Origin of the sequence: Enterobacter cloacae complex sp. XAL002 (genome assembly GCF_049236805.1) — a bacterium.
Lineage (GTDB): Bacteria > Pseudomonadota > Gammaproteobacteria > Enterobacterales > Enterobacteriaceae > Enterobacter > Enterobacter intestinihominis.
On the sequence record NZ_JBMKJN010000015.1, the window covers coordinates 1 to 18523 of the forward strand.

The following is an 18523-nucleotide window of genomic DNA, read 5'->3' on the forward strand; positions in this document are numbered from 1 at the left end:
TACCCATGTATCCGGTCTAAAGTGTTACCCATGTTTCCGGTTCATACCGTAGCGCCACCGGGCTTTCTGTTTACTGATACACAGGCAACAGATTAAAACTCGACAGCATGTGCACCACCGCGTTGCCGATACCAAATACCAGGATCAGCGCAATCATCGGTTTTCCGCCCCAGACGCGGAATTTCGGGCTGCCGAAGCGCTTACGTGATTTACGCGCCAGCAGCGCCGGTACAATCGCCGCCCAGATGGTAGCCGCCAGTCCTGCATAGCCGATGGCGTACAGGAAACCGTTCGGCCACAGCAGGCCGCCCACAATCGGTGGCAGGAAGGTTAACAGCGCCGTTTTGAAGCGCCCCATCGCAGAGTCATCAAAACCAAACAGATCTGCCAGGTAGTCAAACAGGCCCAGCGTCACGCCGAGAAATGAGCTCGCCACCGCAAAGTTAGAGAAGACCACCAGAAGCAGATCCAGACTGCGGCTGTTCAGCACGCCACTCAGCGCCTGTACCAGCACATCAATGTTACCGCCCTTCTGCGCAATGCCGATAAATTCCGGACGCGGGATGTTACCCATCGTCCCCAGCAGCCAGATCACATACAGCCCCAGCGCCAGCAGCGTGCCGTAAATCAGGCATTTCACGATGGTGCGCGGATCCTTGCCGTAGTACTTCATCAGGCTCGGTACGTTGCCGTGGTAGCCGAACGACGCCAGACAGAATGGCAACGTCATAAGCAGGTATGGCGTGTAGGAGGTGTTCACTTCCGCAACGTTAAACAGCGTGGCCGGCGTGACGTGCCCCAGCAGGCTGCCGAAGGTCAGGAAGAAGGTGATGACCTTGGCGCCCAACACGATCGCCGTCATGCGGCTGACCGCTTTGGTGCTCATCCAGACGATAAACGCCACGCCCAGCGCGAAGCAGAGACCCGCCAGACGCGCCGGAACGTTCAGCGACATCTCGGAGAAGGTGTGATGCAGAATCGATCCGCTCGCTGAAATGTACGCGTAGGTCAGGATATAGAGTACAAACGCGATGGACACCCCGTTCACCATGTTCCAGCCTTTGCCCAGCAGATCTCGGGTGATGGTGTCGAAGCTGGAGCCAATGCGGTAATTCAGGTTTGCTTCAAGGATCATCAGCCCGGAATGGAGCATGCAGAACCAGGTGAAAACCAGCGCCGCCAGCGACCAGAAGAACCACGCACCGGACATAACCACTGGCAGGGAGAACATCCCGGCACCAATAATGGTTCCGCCGATGATCACCACGCCGCCAAGCAGCGAAGGTGACGTTTGGGTGGTGGTTAGTGTTGCCATGCGGCCTTATCTCCAGTCAAAAATGTGGTGTGCATTTTAATGTGATGCACTGTACCAGTACAAGAGTACAAAAGGAATAAAAAAAGCCCCGATAACAACTATCGGGGCTGTATATTTTACTTTACGTCAAAAGCGAAAAGGCTTACGCGTCACCGAAACGACGACGGCTGGTGCCTTCTTCGCGGCGTGGGCCACGATTTTCACGGCGCTCGCCGGAGAAACGACGAGGTTCGCCAGTGCGACCTTCGCTACGACCGCCTTCACGACGCTCGCCACCGAAGCTGCGACCACCGCCACGGCGTTCGCCACCGCGGTCAGAGCGAGGCTGTGCATCACCCATCAGTTGCATGTTCATTGGCTTGTTCAGAATGCGGGTGCGAGTAAAGTGCTGCAGTACTTCGCCCGGCATGCCTTTTGGCAGCTCGATCGTTGAGTGTGAACCGAACAGCTTGATGTTACCGATGTAACGGCTGCTGATGTCGCCTTCATTAGCGATCGCGCCAACGATGTGACGAACTTCAACACCATCATCACGGCCCACTTCAATGCGATACAGTTCCATTTCGCCAGCGTCACGACGCTCGCGACGTGGACGGTCTTCACCACCACGCTCTGGACGGTCACCGCGTGGACCACGGTCGTTACGGTCGCCACGACGTTCGAAACGATCGTCACGGTCACGGAACTCACGCTTAGGACGCATCGGTGCATCAGGTGGCACGATCAGGCTACGTTCGCCCTGCGCCATTTTCAGAAGTGCTGCGGCCAGAGTTTCCATATCCAGCTCTTCGCCTTCAGCGACAGGCTGGATCTGGGACAGCAGCGCACGGTACTGATCCAGATCGCTGCTTTCCAGCTGCTGCTGTACTTTCGCGGCGAATTTTTCCAGACGGCGTTTGCCCAGCAGTTCTGCGTTTGGCAGTTCGGCTTCTGGAATGGTCAGCTTCATGGTGCGTTCAATGTTACGCAGCAGACGACGCTCGCGGTTCTCAACGAACAGCAGCGCACGGCCCGCACGACCCGCACGACCGGTACGGCCGATACGGTGAACGTAAGACTCGGAGTCCATTGGGATATCGTAGTTTACAACCAGGCTGATACGCTCAACGTCCAGACCACGTGCTGCCACGTCGGTTGCAATCAGGATATCCAGACGACCGTCTTTCAGACGCTCCAGAGTCTGCTCACGCAGCGCCTGGTTCATGTCGCCGTTCAGCGCTGCGCTATTGTAGCCGCTACGCTCCAGCGCTTCAGCCACTTCCAGGGTCGCGTTTTTGGTACGTACGAAGATAATCGCCGCATCAAAATCTTCCGCTTCCAGGAAACGGACCAGCGCTTCGTTTTTGCGCATGCCGTATACAGACCAGTAGCTCTGGCTGATGTCCGGGCGAGTGGTCACGCTAGACTGAATACGCACTTCCTGCGGCTCTTTCATGAAGCGGCGGGTAATGCGACGGATCGCTTCTGGCATGGTTGCAGAGAACAGAGCGGTCTGATGACCTTCCGGGATCTGCGCCATGATGGTTTCAACGTCTTCGATGAAGCCCATACGCAGCATTTCATCTGCTTCATCCAGTACCAGGCCGCTCAGCTTAGAGAGGTCCAGGGTACCGCGCTTCAGGTGATCCAGCAGACGGCCCGGCGTACCGACAACAATCTGTGGGCCCTGGCGCAGGGCGCGTAACTGCACGTCATAACGCTGGCCGCCGTACAGGGCTACCACGTTTACGCCGCGCATATGTTTAGAGAATTCCGTCATTGCTTCAGCAACCTGAACAGCCAGTTCACGGGTTGGAGCCAGGACGAGGATCTGCGGTGCACGCAGGTCCGGATCAATGTTGTTCAGCAGCGGCAGCGAGAATGCTGCGGTTTTACCGCTACCGGTCTGGGCCATGCCCAGCACGTCACGACCAGAAAGCAGGTGTGGGATACACTCAGCCTGGATCGGAGATGGTTTTTCGTAACCCAGATCGTTAAGGGCTTCAAGGATAGGAGCCTTCAGGCCCAGATCTGCAAAAGTGGTTTCGAATTCAGCCATGTAGTACAAGTGCCTCGATATTAATGGCGGCCAGTCTACTTAGCTCATCGTGAAAATGATTAGCAATTTTCATTGAAAAGTGTGAACCGGCTCAAATTAGGTGTATTGACGAACAACAACGCCCTCACCAGTGAAGGTGATGGCAATCAAAAGATTACGGGCTGATGTTTATGTCGTCAGCTATTGCTGGTCCGATTCTGCCAGGTCGTCTTGCTCCTGGCCCAAGAGCGATAATTCCAACAATGCATAACGGTGCTCAACGAAGTTATGTACGTTGTTAGCAACCGCTAATTTGAACAGTGCCGTAGCGCTGTCCATATCCCCCAGACTTAGGTAGTACTTACCTAAATAGAAGTTGGTTTCACTGAGATGCTCAGCGAGCGAGGTGTTATCCGTTGCGTCCGCCTTGAGGCGTTCCATCAGCGTTGCTTCGCTAATGTTGCCCAGGTAGAACTCGACAATGTTCCATCCCCACTGTTCCTTGTCCGATTTCTCGAAGCGCTGTTTCAGTGCTTCTTTGGCCTGCTTCTCATCGAGCTTCTGCTCAACGATGTAAAGCCACAGGCTGCGGAAAGGATCATTAGGATCGTCTTGATAAAACGCCAGCAGATCATCTTGCGCTAACTTATCACGACCGCCGTAATACAATGCGATACCGCGATTCAAGTGCGCGTAGTTGTAAGTTGGATCAAGCTCAAGTACAGAATCAAACGCTTCATAGGCAGCATCAAAATTGCCTGCCTGCGTTAAATAAATGCCTAAGTAATTGAATACTTCAGGCATATCAGGTCGAATTGCCAGCGCTTGTGAAAAATCATTTCGCGCTAATGCCCTCAGACCGAGACTATCATACAACACTCCGCGCTCATATAAAAGCTGTGCGCGTTCGTCATCGGTTAAAGCCCGACTGGCAAGTATTTGTTCCATGCGTGCCAGAATCACTTCCTGCTGCAAAGTCGGTTGCAATGGCACTGCGAGGACTTCGCTCTTACGCCAGGCAGAGTTGCTGCATCCTGCCAGCGTTAAAGCTGTCGCAACGAAACACCAGCGCAAAAAAGGCTTCATTTCCCACTCCCGAAGACAACTATTGGATGAACGTCCTGTCCCCCGGCGGCTTAACAAGGCGTCCTGCCTGATAATAAGCCCTCCGCCTGCGCGGAGGGCAAATGGCAACCTTACTCGCCTTGCTGTTCGGCAGCCGGAGCTTCCGGCGCCGCAGCAGGCTGAGACTGCTCGGTTGCTTCTTTAATGCTCAGACGGATACGGCCCTGGCGGTCAACTTCCAGAACTTTCACCGGTACTTCCTGACCCATTTGCAGGTAATCGGTCACTTTCTCAACGCGCTTGTCAGCGATCTGAGAGATATGTACCAGACCTTCTTTACCGCCACCGATGGCAACGAATGCGCCAAAGTCAACGATACGGGTCACTTTACCATTGTAGATACGGCCCACTTCGATTTCTGCTGTAATCTCTTCGATACGGCGGATAGCATATTTCGCTTTCTCACCGTCGGTTGCTGCGATTTTTACAGTACCGTCATCTTCGATTTCGATGGTGGTGCCCGTTTCTTCGGTCAGTGCACGGATAACAGAACCGCCCTTACCGATAACATCTTTGATCTTGTCTGGATTGATCTTGATGGTGTGAATACGCGGAGCGAATTCAGAGATATCACCGCGTGGTGCGTTGATAGCCTGTTCCATCACGCCCAGAATGTGCAGACGCGCACCTTTAGCCTGGTTCAGAGCAACCTGCATGATCTCTTTGGTGATACCTTCAATTTTGATATCCATCTGCAGGGCAGAGATACCGTCGCGGGAACCCGCCACTTTGAAGTCCATATCACCCAGGTGATCTTCGTCACCCAGAATGTCAGACAGAACAACGAAGTTGTCGCCTTCTTTCACCAGACCCATTGCGATACCCGCAACGGCGGCTTTGATCGGCACGCCTGCATCCATCAGCGCCAGAGAGGCACCACACACGGAAGCCATGGAAGAAGAACCGTTGGATTCAGTGATTTCAGACACGACACGTACGGTGTACGGGAATTTGTCTGCTTCTGGCATTACTGCTAGCACGCCGCGCTTCGCCAGACGACCGTGACCAATTTCACGACGCTTCGGTGAGCCAACCATACCGGTCTCGCCCACAGAGTACGGAGGGAAGTTGTAGTGGAACAGGAAGCTGTCAGTGCGCTCGCCCATCAGTTCATCGATGTTCTGTGCGTCACGTGCAGTACCCAGGGTAGCGGTAACCAGCGCCTGGGTTTCACCACGGGTGAACAGCGCGGAACCGTGAGTACGTGGCAGCACGCCAGTACGCACATCCAGACCACGGATCATGTCCTTTTCACGGCCATCAATACGCGGCTCGCCTGCCAGTACGCGACTACGAACAACGTTTTTCTCGATAGCGTGCAGGATTTCGCTCAGCTCGTTAGCGTCCAGCGTTTCGTCTTCCGCGATCAGGGTTGCGATGGTTTCATCTTTGATCACGTCAACCTGAGCATAACGCTCCTGTTTGTCTGTAATGCGATATGCATCGCTCAGACGAGATTCTGCCAGTGCAGCTACGCGTGCGTTCAGCGCGTCGTTTACCGCTTCTGGCTGCCAGTCCCAACGTGGTTTACCGGCTTCTTTCACCAGGTCGTTGATGTTCTGGATAACAATCTGCTGCTGGTCGTGGCCGAAGACCACTGCGCCCAGCATCTGGTCTTCACTCAGCAGTTCTGCTTCAGATTCAACCATCAGAACCGCTGCTTCAGTACCGGCAACAACCAGGTCCAGCTTACTCTCTTTCAGCTCTTCCTGAGTTGGGTTCAGCACGTACTGGTCGTTGATGTAACCGACGCGCGCGGCACCGATTGGGCCATTGAATGGGATACCAGACAGTGACAGGGCAGCAGACGCACCGATCATCGCTACGATGTCCGGGTTAACCTGTGGGTTAACGGAAACAACGGTTGCGATAACCTGCACTTCATTGACGAAACCTTCCGGGAACAGCGGACGAACCGGGCGGTCAATCAGACGCGCGATCAGGGTTTCGCCTTCGCTTGGACGGCCTTCACGACGGAAGAAGCCACCCGGGATTTTACCGGCAGCGTAGGTACGCTCCTGGTAGTTCACGGTCAGTGGGAAGAAGTCCTGACCTGGTTTAGCTTTTTTCTGGCCAACTACGGTAACGAATACAGCAGTGTCATCCATGCTTACCATTACGGCAGCAGTAGCCTGACGAGCCATCATGCCGGTTTCCAGCGTGACGGTATGCTGACCATACTGGAATTTACGAACGATCGGATTCAGCAAAATTCTGTCCTTTCTTAAATGTTTGAAAGCACACCTCAGGTGTGCTGACGATTTAACCCGACCTTCTTCGCATCCTCGCGACTAATGACAACCGACACCCCCATGGGTGAAGCCTCTCATTAGCCGCGCGAACCTCTGCAATGAAGATCATTTATAGCAACAATACAATAGTTTCCCCTGAATTGCTGCCGTCTGGTTGAAAAAAGGGGCCATCAGGCCCCCTTTTCTGAAACTCGCAAGAATTAGCGACGCAGACCCAGACGCTCGATCAGCGCGGTGTAGCGTGCAACATCTTTACGCTTCAGGTAGTCGAGCAGTTTACGACGCTGAGAAACCATACGCAGCAGACCACGACGGCTGTGGTGATCTTTTTTGTGCTCTGCAAAGTGACCCTGCAGGTGGTTAATCTGTGCAGTCAGCAGTGCAACCTGAACTTCGGTAGAACCGCTGTCGTTAGTACCACGACCAAACTCAGAAACGATTTTAGCTTTAGCTTCAACGCTTAGAGACATTTTCAAACTCCAAAGTATAAAGAATGTAAGGATGCCGATCTCTAATTCAGCTATCCCATGTACGCCCCGCAGATTGTTAAACAATTTACCAGGCGTTAAGCGGCGATATTCTACTCGTCTCCCCTGCTTATCGCAAGGTGAGGCGTTATCACCGTCACGCTTCGACCGGGTATTCGACGACCAGACGACGCGGGGCAACGCGCCCTTCACCGTCCATTTCGCCCATCCCGATAAACTTGCCTTCCTCCCCTTCCGTCACACGGACCAGGCCCTCAAGCGGCGCCCCCGTTGTGCGGACCGGGTTTCCGTTCTTAAAATAAACGGACGATGTTAAAGGAAGATTAACAACCGGGAAATCTGCTGCCGGACTGTCCATTGGCATCAGCAGCGGATCCAGCAGATCTGCCGGCGCAATTCCCTGCGCTTGCGCCTGTTCAGCCAGGGCGTGCAGATGCTCAAGCGTTACCATACGTTCGACCGGATACTTGCTGACCGCCAGACGACGCAGATAAATCACATGCGCGCCGCAGCCCAGCTTTTCACCGAGGTCGTCAATGATGGTGCGGATGTAGGTCCCTTTCGAGCAGTGCACTTCCAGCTCCAGCTCATCACCTTCGTGGCGAATGAACAACAGCTCATACACGGTAATCGGACGGGCTTCACGCGGAACGTCAATGCCCTGACGCGCATATTCGTAAAGCTTCTTGCCCTGATATTTCAACGCCGAATACATCGACGGCACCTGCATTGTGTCGCCCCGGAAGCTCTCCAGCGCCGCATCAAGTTGCTCTGCGCTGAAGGTTACCGGACGCTCTTCAACGACCTGACCATCCGCATCGGAAGTGTCCGTGCGCTGGCCCAGTTTGGCAATCACGCGGTAGCGCTTATCGGAATCCAGCAGATACTGGGAAAACTTTGTCGCTTCACCCAGGCAGATCGGGAGCATCCCGGTTGCCAGCGGATCCAGCGCGCCGGTGTGCCCCGCGCGATTGGCGTTATAAATACGCTTTACTTTTTGCAGCACGTCGTTGCTGGATGCGCCCTGTGGTTTATCCAGCAACAGCACGCCATGCACGTCACGACCGCGACGACGAGGACGACTCATCAGTCCTCCTTGCTGTCGTCCGCCGGGTTAACACGACGCTCATCGTCATGTTTCACCACGCTGGTCACCAGGTTGGACATACGCATACCCTCAACCAGCGAGTTGTCGTAGAAGAAGGTCAGCTCCGGCACAATACGCAGACGCATCGCTTTGCCAAGCAGAGAGCGGATGAAACCAGAGGCTTCCTGCAGCGCTTTAATGCCGTTCTTCACGGCGTCTTCATCCTGGTCATTCAGGAATGTCACAAACACTTTGGCGTACGCCAGGTCGCGGGACATTTCCACGCCAGACACGGTGGTCATCATCCCCACGCGTGGATCTTTGATTTCACGTTGCAGAATGAGAGCGATCTCTTTCTGCATCTCCTGCGCGACGCGCTGTGGGCGACCAAATTCTTTCGCCATAATAAATTCTCCAGACAAAAAAGGGGCTTAAGCCCCTTTTTAAAATTACTGCCGGGTGGCGCTTCGCTTACCCGGCCTACGCTAATTAATCTTCAGTTGACGAAGATTACGCGATGGTACGCTGAATTTCGATGATCTCGAACACTTCGATCATATCGCCAACGCGAACGTCGTTGTAGTTCTTAACACCGATACCACATTCCATGCCGTTACGAACTTCGTTAACGTCATCTTTGAAGCGGCGCAGGGATTCCAGCTCACCTTCGTAGATAACCACGTTGTCGCGCAGTACGCGGATTGGGTTGTGACGCTTAATGGTCCCTTCGGTAACCATACAGCCCGCGATCGCACCGAATTTCGGTGATTTGAACACGTCACGTACTTCAGCCAGACCGATGATCTGCTGTTTCAGCTCAGGAGACAGCATGCCGCTCATCGCTGCTTTCACTTCGTCAATCAGGTTATAGATGACGGAGTAGTAACGCAGATCCAGGCTTTCAGCATCGATAACTTTACGCGCAGATGCGTCAGCACGAACGTTGAAGCCAACCAGGATAGCGTTGGACGCGGCTGCCAGGGTTGCGTCAGTTTCGGTGATACCACCTACGCCAGAACCGATGATCTTCACTTTCACTTCGTCGGTAGACAGTTTCAGCAAGGAGTCGGAGATCGCTTCCACAGAACCCTGTACGTCCGCTTTCAGAACGATGTTCACTTCGTGAACTTCGCCTTCAGTCATGTTGGCGAACATGTTCTCGAGTTTAGATTTCTGCTGGCGAGCCAGTTTCACCTCACGGAATTTACCCTGACGATACAGCGCCACTTCACGTGCTTTCTTCTCGTCACGTACCACGGTTACTTCGTCACCGGCAGCCGGAACACCGGACAGGCCGAGGATTTCCACTGGGATGGACGGACCCGCTTCCAGCACTTCCTGACCCAGTTCGTTACGCATCGCACGAACGCGACCGTATTCGAAACCACACAGAACGATGTCGCCCTTGTGCAGAGTACCTTCGCGAACCAGAACGGTTGCAACCGGACCACGACCTTTATCCAGGAAGGATTCGATTACCGCACCGCTCGCCATACCTTTACGAACCGCTTTCAGCTCCAGAACTTCAGCCTGAAGCAGGATAGCGTTCAGCAGGTCGTCGATACCGGTACCTGCTTTTGCAGATACAGGGATGAACTGCGCTTCACCGCCCCACTCTTCCGGCATAACGCCGTACTGTGACAGTTCGTTCTTAACGCGATCCATATCGGCTTCTGGCTTATCGATTTTGTTGACTGCAACAACCAAAGGCACCTGCGCCGCTTTCGCGTGCTGGATAGCTTCAATGGTCTGTGGCATCACGCCATCATCGGCAGCAACAACCAGAACAACGATATCCGTTGCCTGAGCACCACGAGCACGCATTGAGGTAAACGCTGCGTGGCCTGGGGTATCCAGGAAGGTGATCATGCCGTTTTCGGTTTCTACGTGGTAAGCACCGATGTGCTGGGTAATACCACCCGCTTCGCCGGAGGCAACCTTAGTAGAACGAATGTAGTCAAGCAGAGAGGTTTTACCGTGGTCAACGTGACCCATGATGGTCACAACCGGTGCGCGCGGTTCAGCCGCTGCGCCCGTATCACGGTCGCTCATTACTGCTTCTTCCAGCTCGTTTTCACGACGCAGGATAACTTTGTGGCCCATCTCCTCGGCAACCAGCTGTGCGGTTTCCTGGTCGATGACCTGGTTGATGGTGGCCATTGCGCCCAGCTTCATCATCGCTTTGATGACCTGAGAGCCTTTCACCGCCATCTTGTTAGCCAGTTCGCCAACGGTGATGGTTTCGCCGATCACAACATCACGGTTAACGGCCTGAGCTGGCTTCTGGAAGCCCTGCTGCAGAGCGGAACCTTTACGCTTACCGCCTTTACCACCGCGAACCGCTGCACGTGCTTCTTCACGGTCAGCTTTAGATTCAGCGTGCTTGTTACCTTTTTTCGCAGGACGCGCCGCTTTTGTACTGCGAGTACGGCCACGACCACCTTCAACTTCACGGTCGTTATCGTCTTCTGCCTGGCGCGCATGCTGAGAAGTGGTTACGTGATAATCGCTGTTGTCTTCAGTTGGTTCAGCGGTATTCACACCGTTCTTCTCGTTTTCTTCTGCCATGCGACGCGCTTCTTCGGCGACGCGGCGAGCTTCTTCTTCAAGCTTGCGGCGGGCTTCTTCTTCCGCTTTACGCTTCAGCTCGGCAGCTTCATTTTCACGGCGGGCTTTTTCAGCCTGGGCAGTTTTGGTCATTTCGTCGGTCTGTTGATTGCTCACTTTGTCTTTTTCCGCAGCGTCACGCTTCGCTTTTTCACCGGCGTCGCGTTTCGCTTTTTCTGCGGCCTCACGTTCAGCTTTTAATTCTGCTTCGCGTTTGGCAGTGGCTTCTGCCTCACGCTGAGCTTGTTCTTCCGCTTCACGCTGTGCCTGCTCTTCCGCAGCAAGGCGTTCTGCCTCTTGCGGATCACGTTTTACAAAGGTGCGCGTCTTGCGGACTTCAATTTGTACCGATTTGCTTTTGCCACCGGTACCAGGGATGTTCAACGTGCTACGCGTTTTGCGCTGCAGCGTTAACTTGTCAGGCGTAGAGCCGTGTTCACGGTTCAGGTGCGCTAACAAGGTTTGTTTTTCTTGCGCGGTCACCGAGTCATCAGCGGCCTTCGGGATCCCTGCATCAGCAAATTGCTGTACCAGGCGGTCCACGGAGGTCTGAATCTCAGCAGCCAGCGATTTTACAGTTACATCAGTCATGCTGTTCCTTCCTGCTACAGTTTATTACGCTTCGTCGCCGAACCAGCAAATATTACGTGCGGCCATGATGAGTTCGCCGGCTTTCTCGTCGGTTAAACCTTCGATATCAGCCAGGTCATCAACGCCTTGCTCAGCGAGATCTTCCAGCGTACAAACACCACGGGCAGCCAGCTTGAACGCAATCGCACGATCAAGACCTTCCAGATTCAGCAGGTCATCAGCCGGCTTCTTATCGCCAAGGCTTTCTTCCTGAGCCAGCGCCAGGGTGGTCAGTGCGTTTTTAGCGCGTTCACGCAGGGCTTCAACGGTTGGTTCATCCAGACCGTCAATTTCCAGCAGCTCTTTCATTGGCACGTAGGCCAGTTCTTCCAGCGTAGAGAAACCTTCTTCAACCAGCACAGTGGCGAAGTCTTCGTCAATGTCCAGGTATTTGGTGAAGGTATCGATCGCCGCGTGGGCTTCAGCCTGATGCTTGGCCTGAAGGTCATCAACGGTCATCACGTTGAGTTCCCAGCCGCTCAGCTGTGACGCCAGACGTACGTTCTGACCGTTACGGCCAATCGCCTGCGCCAGGTTGCCCGCTTCTACAGCGATATCCATGGTGTGTTTGTCTTCGTCAACAACGATAGACGCCACATCAGCCGGTGCCATTGCGTTGATCACGAACTGCGCCGGATTGTCGTCCCACAGAACGATATCAATACGCTCGCCGCCCAGTTCGGTAGAAACCGCCTGAACACGTGCGCCACGCATACCGACGCAAGCACCGACCGGGTCGATACGCTTGTCGTTGGTTTTCACCGCAATTTTCGCACGGGAGCCCGGATCGCGGGCCGCCGCTTTGATTTCGATAACTTCTTCGCCGATTTCCGGCACTTCGATACGGAACAGTTCAACCAGCATTTCTGGTTTAGAACGCGTCACGAACAGCTGTGCACCACGTGCTTCAGGACGTACGGCATACAGCACACCACGAATACGGTCGCCTGGGCGGAAGTTTTCACGCGGCAGCATGTCTTCACGCAGGATAACGGCTTCAGCGTTACCCGGCAGCCCTTCGGATTTGATCTCCAGAGAGATGTTATCGCGGTTCACTTTCTTCACCACGCCAGTGATGATTTCGCCTTCCTGATCGCGGAACTGATCGACAACCAGCGCGCGCTCGGCTTCGCGAACTTTCTGCACGATAACCTGCTTCGCGGTCTGGGTGGTGATACGGTCGAAGGTGACAGATTCAATCTGATCTTCAACGTAGTCACCCACGTTCAGACTTTCGTCTTCAAAACGTGCCGCTTCCAGTGTGATCTCTTTGGTCGGTTGGGTCACTTCTTCAACGATTACCCAACGACGGAATGTATCGAAGTCACCGCTTTTACGATCGATTTCTACGCGAACATCGATCTCTTGTTCGTATTTTTTCTTGGTTGCTGTAGCCAGTGCACTTTCCAGCGCTTCGAAAATCTTCTCACGCGGCAGTGATTTCTCGTTGGAGACGGCTTCAACAACAGCCAAAATTTCTTTGTTCATCGCGGGCTTTTCACCTCAATCCAGACTGTTAAAAGTGGGGAACCAGGTTCGCCTTCTGGATATTACTCAGCGCGAACACTTCATCTTTGCCTTCGACTGTCACCGTGATCATTTCACCATCAACGGCTTTGATAATTCCCTGCCATTTACGGCGGTTCTGTACGGCCATACGCAGAACGAGAGCCACTTCTTCACCGGTAAAGCGCACATAGTGCTCGGCCGTGAACATCGGACGATCGAGGCCAGGTGAGGAAACTTCCAGGTTGTACGCAACGGTAATCGGATCTTCAACATCAAGAACCGCACTCACCTGGTGGCTGACATCAGCACAATCATCAACATTGATGCCATCTTCACTATCAATATAGATGCGCAGCGTCGATGTGCGGCCGCGAACGAATTCGATGCCGACCAGTTCGTAGCCCAGTGCTTCGACCGGTGCAGTAATCATCTCTGTTAATTTTTGCTCTAATGTGGACAAGCCCACCCCCAAGACATAAAAAAAGGGCGTAAAGCCCAGTTATTCTGTAGTCAGATAACAAAAAACCCCGATAAATCGGGGCTTTAGATAACTGAACCCTATAGCCACAACTGTGGCCTGGAGCACTTTCCGAAAGAATTTTTTCAAATCCAGCTACGAAGGCTCTAAGTCTTCACAGTATATTTGAAAAAGAACTTTATAGGAAAGTGGTTGCGGGGGCCGGATTTGAACCGACGACCTTCGGGTTATGAGCCCGACGAGCTACCAGGCTGCTCCACCCCGCGCCTGAAACGTGGCAAATTCTACGCGTTTTGGACAGAATTTGCAAATAATGCTGGGATTTGGTACCGAAGACGGGACGTAAAATCGGCGTTTAGTATATTGATAGTTGACCCCACCTGTCAACCCAGCTTCTGCCAGACAGAACAGACCAAATTTTTTACAAAAAACGCACGAGTCTCTTCCGGTCTTCGACAAAAGATGATTAAATGAATACTCACTTATTTTGCATAAAAATGCACAAGAGAGCGAAAGCGGTCTCTAAACAGTCAATCAAGCAGGGTTTTATTCTATGACGACGATTCTCAAGCATCTTCCGGTAGGACAACGTATTGGCATCGCTTTCTCAGGCGGCCTGGATACCAGCGCTGCACTGCTGTGGATGCGCCAGAAGGGAGCGGTTCCGTATGCATATACTGCGAACCTGGGTCAGCCGGACGAGGAAGATTATGACGCGATCCCTCGTCGTGCCATGGAGTATGGCGCAGAGAACGCACGTCTGATTGACTGCCGTAAGCAACTGGTCGCTGAAGGCATTGCCGCTATCCAGTGCGGTGCTTTTCATAACACTACCGGCGGCCTGACCTATTTTAATACCACTCCGCTGGGTCGTGCTGTCACCGGCACCATGCTGGTCGCCGCCATGAAAGAAGATGGCGTGAACATCTGGGGTGATGGCAGTACCTATAAAGGCAACGATATTGAACGTTTCTATCGTTACGGTCTGCTGACCAACGCCGAGTTGCAGATCTACAAACCGTGGCTGGATACCGACTTCATCGACGAACTGGGTGGCCGTCATGAAATGTCTGAGTTTATGATTGCCTGCGGCTTTGACTATAAGATGTCCGTTGAGAAAGCCTACTCAACCGACTCCAACATGCTGGGTGCGACGCACGAAGCGAAAGACCTGGAATTCCTGAACTCTAGCGTAAAAATTGTTAACCCGATCATGGGCGTAAAATTCTGGGATGAGAACGTGAAGATCCCGGCGGAAGAAGTGACCGTGCGTTTCGAACGCGGTCATCCGGTTGCCCTGAACGGTAAAACCTTCTCAGACGATGTTGAACTGATGCTGGAAGCAAACCGCATCGGCGGTCGTCACGGTCTGGGTATGAGCGATCAGATCGAAAACCGTATCATCGAAGCGAAAAGCCGTGGCATTTACGAAGCTCCGGGGATGGCGCTGCTGCACATCGCTTACGAGCGTCTGCTGACCGGTATTCACAACGAAGACACCATTGAGCAGTATCACGCTCATGGCCGTCAGCTGGGCAAACTGCTGTATCAGGGTCGCTGGTTTGATCCACAGGCGCTGATGCTGCGTGACGCCCTGCAACGTTGGGTGGCGAGCGCAATCACCGGCGAAGTGACGCTGGAACTGCGTCGCGGCAATGATTACTCCATCCTCAATACCGTGTCTGACAACCTGACCTATAAAGCAGAGCGTCTGACCATGGAGAAAGGTGAGTCAGTATTCTCTCCGGATGACCGTATCGGTCAACTGACCATGCGTAACCTGGACATCACCGATACCCGTGAGAAGCTGTTCAACTATGTTGAGAATGGCCTGCTCTCCGCGAATTCCGGTAATGGTCTGCCGCAGGTTGAGAACCTGGAACACAGCGATAAGAAGTAATCGACAGCAAGACATGTAAAAGGCGCCCAATGGGCGCCTTTTTTGTGGTCTTCGTAGGCCCGGTAAGCGCAGCGCCACCGGGCAAAACGGCGGGCGGCGCTGCGCTTACCCGCCCTACAATAGATCGGAAACACAGAATGTACAGACGAAAAAAAAGACGTCTTGCGACGTCTTTCTTCTGGAATATTGGTACCGAGGATGGGACTCGAACCCACAAGCCCGTTAGGGCACTACCACCTCAAGGTAGCGTGTCTACCAATTCCACCACCTCGGTACTGAATACTTACTGCGGGATATCGCTGGTTGGCTTAGCCGGTGCAGCTGGCTGAGTTTGCTCACTTTTTGCTGGCGCGCTCAGGTTTTCCCACTCGCTTCCTTTACTGGTCTTGTTGCTATTGATATTGCCCAACACCAGACTGATGATGAAGAACAGCGTAGCCAGAATCGCCGTCGTACGGGTCATGAAGTTCGCAGAACCACTTGAACCGAACAGCGTACCGGAAGCGCCTGCTCCGAAGGAGGCTCCCATATCAGCGCCTTTACCTTGCTGCAGCATAATCAGCGCTACGAGAGCGATGGCTACAATAAGGAAAATAACTAAAAGAGCTTCGTACATAATCAACCTGTTCCTTGCGGATTTGCCGCATACCAATGCTTCGACCAATTAGCAGGATTTTGTTTCCCACTGAAGCGGGTGTGAATACTAACCAAAGCGAATCACCTTCGCAAGGGCATTTTCGAGGCATTGTATCAACTGCGGAAAAAAACAGCAAAAAGCCATTAATTGCTTAAAACAAAGGCGGCAAACGCCGCCTTTTTAAACACTTATTCTGAAAGATTATGCAGCTTTCACTGCATCCGCAATGCGGTGCGCAAATTCAGTTACCTGCGCTTCGTCTTCACCTTCCACCATCACGCGGATCAGCGGCTCGGTACCCGACTTACGCAGCAGGACGCGTCCACGGCTGCCAAGCGTCGCTTCCACCTCTGCCATCACCGCTTTCACGTTATCATTTTCCAGCGGGTCGCCTTTACCAGCGGTGAAACGCACGTTCACCAGGATCTGCGGGAACATTTTCATGCCGCTGCACAGATCGTGCAGGCTCATATGGTTACGCGCCATCGCGGCAACAACCTGAAGCGCCGCCACAATGCCGTCACCGGTGGTGGTTTTATCGAGCAGGATCACGTGGCCGGAGTTTTCCGCGCCAATGCGCCAGCCTTTTTCCTGAAGTTTTTCCAGCACGTAGCGGTCACCCACTTTCGCGCGAACAAACGGGATGCCCAGCTGTTTCAGCGCCAGCTCCAGACCCATATTGCTCATCAGCGTGCCCACCGCGCCACCGCGCAGTTGCCCCTGACGCAGGCCTTCACGCGCAATGATGTAGAGGATCTGATCCCCGTCGACCTTGTTACCTTCGTGGTCAACCATGATCACACGGTCGCCATCGCCATCCAGGGCAATACCCAGATCGGCTTTTTCAGCCAGTACACGCGCCTGCAAGGCACGCACGTCTGTCGCGCCGACTTCTTCATTGATGTTCAGACCGTCCGGCTCGCAGCCGATGGTGATCACTTTCGCGCCCAGCTCGCGGAAAACATTCGGCGCAATGTGATAGGTCGCACCGTTTGCACAGTCCACCACAATTTTGAGGTGTGCCAGGCTCAGTTCATTCGGGAACGTGCCTTTGCAGAATTCAATGTAGCGGCCTGCGGCATCGACAATACGGTTGGCTTTACCCAGCTCAGCGGAGTCGACACAGGTGATCTCTTTCTCCATTTCCGCTTCAATCGCCTCTTCCACGTCATCCGGCAGTTTAGTGCCGTCGATGGAGAAGAATTTGATACCGTTGTCATAGAACGGATTATGAGAAGCTGAAATCACGATGCCCGCTTCCGCACGGAAGGTACGAGTCAGATAGGCAACAGCAGGGGTCGGCATTGGCCCCGTAAAGGAAGCTGAAAGCCCCGCCGCCGCCAGCCCGGCTTCCAGCGCGGACTCCAGCATATAACCCGAAATACGGGTATCTTTACCAATAATGATCTTACGGGAGCCATGACGCGCCAGTACCTTACCCGCCGCCCAACCCAGCTTCAGGACAAAGTCAGGGGTAATTGGCGCATCGCCTACGCGCCCACGGATGCCATCGGTACCAAAATATTTACGATTACTCATAGCGTTTGTTTTCCTTCGCTGCCAGTGTGGCTTCCACCACACGCATGGCTTCTACTGTTTCTTTTACGTCATGGACGCGAATGATGTGTGCACCTTGCATCGCGGCAATCACCGCGCAGGCCAGACTGCCGCTCAGACGTTCGTTCGGCCCGACATTCAACAACTGACCAATCATCGATTTTCTCGACATTCCCACCAGCAGTGGCAGGCCGAACTGATGAAACTCTGATAAGCGCGCAAGCAACGCGTAATTGTGTGAGAGATTTTTACCGAAACCGAAGCCCGGGTCGAGCAGCAATTTCTCTTTTGCGATACCCGCACGTTCACAGCGTTCGATATGCTCAATAAAGAAGCGGGTGACGTCGGCAAACACATCTTCATATTTTGGCGCCTCCTGCATTGTCTTAGGCTGGCCCTGCATATGCATCAGACACACCGGTAGCCCGGTTTCAGCGGCGGCTTCAATTGCGCCCGGCTCGGTCAGCGAGCGGATATCATTGATAATGTGAGCGCCCACTCTCGCCACTTCACGGATCACTTCGGGTTTGGAGGTATCAACGGAGATCCACACTTCAAAGCGCCGGGCGATAGCCTCCACCACCGGCACCACGCGCGCCAGCTCTTCTTCCACCGAAACCTCCGCCGCGCCAGGCCGCGTTGACTCCCCTCCAACGTCAATGATGGTGGCACCCGCGTTGATCATTAAATTCGCGTGTTTAACCGCGTCGATAAGCGAGTTATGCGTGCCGCCGTCAGAGAAGGAATCAGGCGTGACATTCAGGATCCCCATCACATGCGGATGTGAAAGGTCGAGATGCGAGTCCTGGGCGAAGAGTTTCATGGCTAAATCCCTGTTATTTGCATGGTTATATAAAAAAGAAAAACCCCGGAGCACGCTCCAGGGTTTGATGTACAGACAAACGCTTCAACAGCAGTGAC

General features: G+C 53.7%; 15 protein-coding genes and 2 tRNA genes. 1 reads left to right on the top strand and 16 read right to left on the bottom strand.

What is annotated here, in order from left to right:
* Positions 1-70 precede the first annotated feature (70 nt).
* The 12 genes from mtr to ACOT0L_RS15270 all read right to left on the bottom strand — a co-directional run bounded on the left by mtr (position 71) and on the right by ACOT0L_RS15270 (position 13774).
* Positions 71-1315, bottom strand: a complete 1245-nt coding sequence (gene mtr / locus ACOT0L_RS15215; RefSeq protein WP_045622097.1) for a tryptophan permease — start codon at positions 1313-1315, stop codon at positions 71-73.
* Between the two features lie 142 nt (positions 1316-1457).
* On the bottom strand, positions 1458-3353 hold the full coding sequence (locus ACOT0L_RS15220) for a DEAD/DEAH family ATP-dependent RNA helicase (protein WP_022649514.1): 1896 nt from the start codon (positions 3351-3353) through the stop codon (positions 1458-1460).
* Complete coding sequence (yrbN, locus tag ACOT0L_RS15225; protein ID WP_097397692.1) at positions 3346-3426, bottom strand: protein YrbN; 81 nt, start codon at positions 3424-3426, stop codon at positions 3346-3348. The genes ACOT0L_RS15220 and yrbN overlap by 8 nt, the downstream gene beginning before the upstream one ends.
* Before the next feature lie 107 nt (positions 3427-3533).
* Positions 3534-4418, bottom strand: a complete 885-nt coding sequence (gene nlpI / locus ACOT0L_RS15230; protein ID WP_003861782.1) for a lipoprotein NlpI — start codon at positions 4416-4418, stop codon at positions 3534-3536.
* 110 nt (positions 4419-4528) lie between these two features.
* Positions 4529-6667, bottom strand: a complete 2139-nt coding sequence (gene pnp, locus ACOT0L_RS15235; RefSeq protein WP_022649515.1) for a polyribonucleotide nucleotidyltransferase — start codon at positions 6665-6667, stop codon at positions 4529-4531.
* A gap of 242 nt (positions 6668-6909) precedes the next feature.
* Positions 6910-7179 (bottom strand): 30S ribosomal protein S15, encoded by a 270-nt coding sequence (gene rpsO / locus ACOT0L_RS15240; protein ID WP_003861789.1) that lies wholly within the window; start codon positions 7177-7179, stop codon positions 6910-6912.
* Between the two features lie 154 nt (positions 7180-7333).
* On the bottom strand, positions 7334-8284 hold the full coding sequence (gene truB, locus ACOT0L_RS15245; protein WP_023298718.1) for a tRNA pseudouridine(55) synthase TruB: 951 nt from the start codon (positions 8282-8284) through the stop codon (positions 7334-7336).
* The gene (gene rbfA, locus ACOT0L_RS15250) at positions 8284-8688 is read right to left on the bottom strand and encodes a 30S ribosome-binding factor RbfA (protein WP_003861793.1); all 405 of its coding nucleotides are present in this window, start codon (positions 8686-8688) and stop codon (positions 8284-8286) included. The genes truB and rbfA overlap by 1 nt, the downstream gene beginning before the upstream one ends.
* 106 nt (positions 8689-8794) lie before the next feature.
* A complete protein-coding gene (gene infB / locus ACOT0L_RS15255) occupies positions 8795-11482 on the bottom strand; it encodes a translation initiation factor IF-2 (protein ID WP_022649517.1) in 2688 nt (895 codons plus the stop codon).
* A 24-nt stretch (positions 11483-11506) separates the two neighbouring features.
* Positions 11507-13009 carry a transcription termination factor NusA gene (nusA, locus tag ACOT0L_RS15260; RefSeq protein WP_003861798.1) on the bottom strand — a complete coding sequence of 501 codons (1503 nt, stop codon included), beginning with the start codon at positions 13007-13009 and terminating at the stop codon, positions 11507-11509.
* 28 nt (positions 13010-13037) lie between these two features.
* Positions 13038-13490, bottom strand: a complete 453-nt coding sequence (gene rimP / locus ACOT0L_RS15265; RefSeq protein WP_014833432.1) for a ribosome maturation factor RimP — start codon at positions 13488-13490, stop codon at positions 13038-13040.
* A 207-nt stretch (positions 13491-13697) separates the two neighbouring features.
* Positions 13698-13774, bottom strand: a tRNA-Met gene (locus ACOT0L_RS15270).
* Between the two features lie 287 nt (positions 13775-14061).
* Here ACOT0L_RS15270 and argG point away from each other — a divergent pair.
* On the top strand, positions 14062-15408 hold the full coding sequence (gene argG, locus ACOT0L_RS15275; protein ID WP_022649518.1) for an argininosuccinate synthase: 1347 nt from the start codon (positions 14062-14064) through the stop codon (positions 15406-15408).
* 187 nt (positions 15409-15595) lie between these two features.
* Here argG and ACOT0L_RS15280 read toward each other — a convergent pair.
* The 4 genes from ACOT0L_RS15280 to folP all read right to left on the bottom strand — a co-directional run bounded on the left by ACOT0L_RS15280 (position 15596) and on the right by folP (position 18425).
* A tRNA-Leu gene (locus ACOT0L_RS15280) sits at positions 15596-15682 on the bottom strand.
* Between the two features lie 9 nt (positions 15683-15691).
* Positions 15692-16024: a preprotein translocase subunit SecG gene (gene secG, locus ACOT0L_RS15285; protein WP_022649519.1), complete on the bottom strand. Its 333-nt coding sequence runs from the start codon at positions 16022-16024 to the stop codon at positions 15692-15694.
* 222 nt (positions 16025-16246) lie between these two features.
* Positions 16247-17584: a phosphoglucosamine mutase gene (gene glmM / locus ACOT0L_RS15290; protein WP_003861804.1), complete on the bottom strand. Its 1338-nt coding sequence runs from the start codon at positions 17582-17584 to the stop codon at positions 16247-16249.
* Positions 17577-18425, bottom strand: a complete 849-nt coding sequence (gene folP / locus ACOT0L_RS15295) for a dihydropteroate synthase (protein ID WP_022649520.1) — start codon at positions 18423-18425, stop codon at positions 17577-17579. The genes glmM and folP overlap by 8 nt, the downstream gene beginning before the upstream one ends.
* Between the last annotated feature and the right edge of the window lie 98 nt (positions 18426-18523).